This is a genomic window from Microcystis sp. M_QC_C_20170808_M3Col (assembly GCF_007095505.1).
In the GTDB taxonomy this organism is placed as follows: Bacteria; Cyanobacteriota; Cyanobacteriia; order Cyanobacteriales; family Microcystaceae; genus Microcystis.
In genome coordinates this window covers 1-3,094 of sequence record NZ_SFBY01000341.1, presented here as the reverse complement: position 1 = coordinate 3,094, position 3,094 = coordinate 1, and the positions used below count along the sequence as shown (strand labels likewise).

Here is a 3,094-nt window from a genome sequence, read left to right as displayed (position 1 = left end):
GATTGCCAGTAAGTTAACTTCAGTAAATGTTCTAAAAGTCGAGTTAATAAACTTTCTAATGCTCGTCGTTCACTTTTTCCCAAATCTGCCAACTCCTCTAATAAATTCGGCCAATCTACTGCTTGAAAATCCCCTTGACGCAATTGGTTGATCGTCGATTCTAACCAAAGTTGATAATCGCTATCGTAGAGATTTGGGATGGTAACTTTTATCATTTTTAAAATGGGGAAAAATAAGGATTTAAGCTGCAGGTATCCAAACTATAGGAGAAATTTGGGCTAATCAATCAGCTAGTCTTGCCGGTTTAGCCGAATTATCCTCAATCACATCTAACTGCGAAAAAACCGCCAAAAAGAGTGATAATAAACCTAGCTACTCCCAGAGTAACAAGGAAAGCCCGATGGTGAAAACAGTAATAGGTGTCGATTTAGGTGGAACCGCTATTAAAATTGGTAAATTTGACCAAGAGGGCAATTGTATCGAATCTCTCACCTTGCCCACTCCCCAACCCGCTACACCCAAAGAAGTCGCCCTTACCATACATCAAGGCATTTGTCAAGTAAATTTAGATAAAAGTTGTCAAGCCATCGGTGTGGGAACGCCGGGGCCGGCGGATGCTCAGGGAAGAATTGCCAAAATAGCGATTAATTTGGCAGGATGGCGGGATATTCCCCTCGCCGATTGGTTAGAAGAAAGCACGGGAATGCCGACAATTTTAGCCAATGATGCCAATTGTGCCGGTTTGGGGGAAGCTTGGTTAGGAGCGGGCAAACGGTTTCAAAACTTGATCCTGTTGACCTTGGGGACGGGAGTAGGAGGGGCAATTATCCTCGATGGTAACTTATTTGTGGGCAGCAAGGGAACGGCCGCAGAATTAGGCTTAATAACCCTTAATTTTGACGGTCCATTGTGCAATAGCGGTAATCAGGGTTCCTTGGAACAATACGTCTCCCGGCAAGCTATTCGCCGGATGACCGGCAAAGAACCGAAGCAATTGGCAGAATTGGCCGAAAAAGGCGATCGAGAGGCTTTAGAATTCTGGCAGGATTACGGATGTTTACTGGGGGCTGGTATCGCCAGTTTACTCTATGTTCTCACCCCAGAGGCGGTAATTATCGGCGGCGGCATTAGCGCCAGTGCTAAGTTTTTCTTTCCCTCTCTGCTCACAGAAATCGAAAGACGGGTGTTACCTAGTTCCAGAGAAGGATTAGAGGTATTAACGGCCGAGTTGGGTAATCGCGCCGGGATGGTGGGGGCTGCTAAATTAGCTTGGCAATTATTGGACTTCCGCGGGGAGTCTATTATGGCCGGATCTGACTAAAATTGTCTGACTTAATCGTGAATAATCAAGTGGCGATCGCCATCGAGACTCACGGCTCCCTGACGCTGAAATTCGCCTAACAAACGCGTCACCGTTACCCTCGTGGTACCGATAGCATTGGCGAGATTTTGATGGGTTAAACGGATCTTTAAACGACTGCCTTGGGCGATTGGTTCTCCCATTTCCCGCTTTAATAACTGTAGTAACTGCTGGAGACGTTCCTCCACTCGTCTGAGTCCTGCGATCGCAAGAAGCGATTCCGTTTGTTGTTGACGACGGATCATTTGATTTAACATCATCCTAGTTAATTCCGCCGAATTTTCGACTTCGGCGATCGTGTACCATTTTAGGTACAGTTCCGACAAGGCTCTGGCGTGATAGGATTCCAGATGGGTCAAATTTAAGCCAAAAAAGTGGGATGAATGAACCCAGCCTAGTAAAATTTCCTCTCCACTCTCAGATACTTGACTTAGTTGCGCCATACCCCGATAAACTTGCCAGACTCCATCAACCACCAGAGGAATATTTTCCCCGCGATCATAAAAATGGAGCCGACGACTCTCGCTATAGTCTTCTCGGAAGGGTGAGACGCTGGGATTATAGGTCAGCAACATGATCAAAGTTCTCCTGGGTGAGGGGCTAACAATTTTAACCCCACTTTACTGTATCAAGGTAAACATTAGGTAATCCCCAGATTAACAGTTATCAGTTATCAGTGGGTCAGTCATCAGTTTTCAGATGTGAGTTATCAGTTCACTGTTTACTGTTCACTGTTCACTGTTCACTAAAAATACTTCCCTCTCTCCCCGCAACGGCTCGACTGAGCTTCGCCGAAAGTCGCGCACGAAGTGGTCTCCCATCTCCCCATTTCCCCATTTCCCCATTTCCCTCTCCCGAAGCTGAAAAACCTAAAGATCATTAATTTAAAGCATCTTTAAGAGCCGTGCGAGCGGCCAGATGATTGCGAGTCGAGGTGAGAATTTCCGATTCTCGTTGCAGACGACTGACTGTATCCTGCATTTCTAATAAAGCCTGTTGTTCCCCGGCCACACCGTAGAGATTACCCGCCACCCAGTAGGATAATTCTAGGGGAAGACTGGGCAAATCGTCGGGGAGTTCAATTTTTTGAGCGGTTAATTTGGCTGATAGATGAACCACATCCCGCAGCAGTCGATCCACTTCTTTGGCCAGAGGTCGCAGATCTTGGGTGGTGGGGACATCTTCAATCCACTCCACTAAACCGACACGATAGGGTTTTTCCCGGACGTATTCTAGGACACGGAAGCGCTGTTGACCGATGGTGAGAATTTTTAACCGATCATCTGGGAGACGTTGACAACGGACAACTTCCGCACAACTGCCGACTTTAGCAATTTCTCCCGTGGCTGGATCTACCATTAAGACCCCAAAACGGCGATCTTCTTCCAATATCGTATTCATCATAATCCGATAGCGAAACTCGAAGATGTGCAGGGGCAGGGGACGACCCGGGAATAAAACAACTTCGGGAAGGGGAAAGAGAGGTAATTCTCTAACGGCAATGGAAGAAGTGGCCATAGGTTTAGTAAAAAAAAACCGATCTTCTCTTATTTTTACACAATCCCCCCTGAACCGCTAGGCAAGGGCATTGACAGGAGCCAGTATTCAGGAGCCAGTATTCAGGAGTCGGGAGATTGCCTTTATTTAGGGTCTGCTGAAAAAGTTTTTCGGTGGGGGTTGGGGGTTGGGGGTTGGGGGTTGGGGGTTGGGGGTTGGGGGTTGGGGTGTGGGGTG

At 47.2% G+C, this 3,094-nt stretch carries 4 protein-coding genes; 1 reads left to right on the top strand and 3 read right to left on the bottom strand.

The window, feature by feature from the left end:
* The coding region (locus EWV84_RS15615; protein WP_287078744.1) for a DUF29 family protein at positions 1 to 215 on the bottom strand (215 nt) is incomplete at its 3' end.
* 185 nt (positions 216 to 400) lie between these two features.
* Here EWV84_RS15615 and EWV84_RS15610 point away from each other — a divergent pair.
* Entirely contained in the window at positions 401 to 1,321 is a 921-nt protein-coding gene (locus tag EWV84_RS15610) for an ROK family protein (protein WP_287078743.1), read from the top strand.
* An 11-nt stretch (positions 1,322 to 1,332) separates the two neighbouring features.
* On the opposite strand, the gene EWV84_RS15605 is transcribed toward EWV84_RS15610, so the two are convergent.
* Positions 1,333 to 1,935 carry a Crp/Fnr family transcriptional regulator gene (locus tag EWV84_RS15605; RefSeq protein ID WP_287078742.1) on the bottom strand — a complete coding sequence of 201 codons (603 nt, stop codon included), beginning with the start codon at positions 1,933 to 1,935 and terminating at the stop codon, positions 1,333 to 1,335.
* 304 nt (positions 1,936 to 2,239) lie between these two features.
* A complete protein-coding gene (locus tag EWV84_RS15600) occupies positions 2,240 to 2,878 on the bottom strand; it encodes an LON peptidase substrate-binding domain-containing protein (RefSeq protein WP_287078741.1) in 639 nt (212 codons plus the stop codon).
* Positions 2,879 to 3,094 lie beyond the last annotated feature (216 nt).

Coding starts and splice junctions, on each gene's coding strand:
- EWV84_RS15610 (WP_287078743.1), top strand. CDS start 401: ATGGTGAAAACAGTAATAGGTGTCGATTTAGGTGGAACCGCTATTAAA.
- EWV84_RS15605 (WP_287078742.1), bottom strand. CDS start 1,935: ATGTTGCTGACCTATAATCCCAGCGTCTCACCCTTCCGAGAAGACTAT.
- EWV84_RS15600 (WP_287078741.1), bottom strand. CDS start 2,878: ATGGCCACTTCTTCCATTGCCGTTAGAGAATTACCTCTCTTTCCCCTT.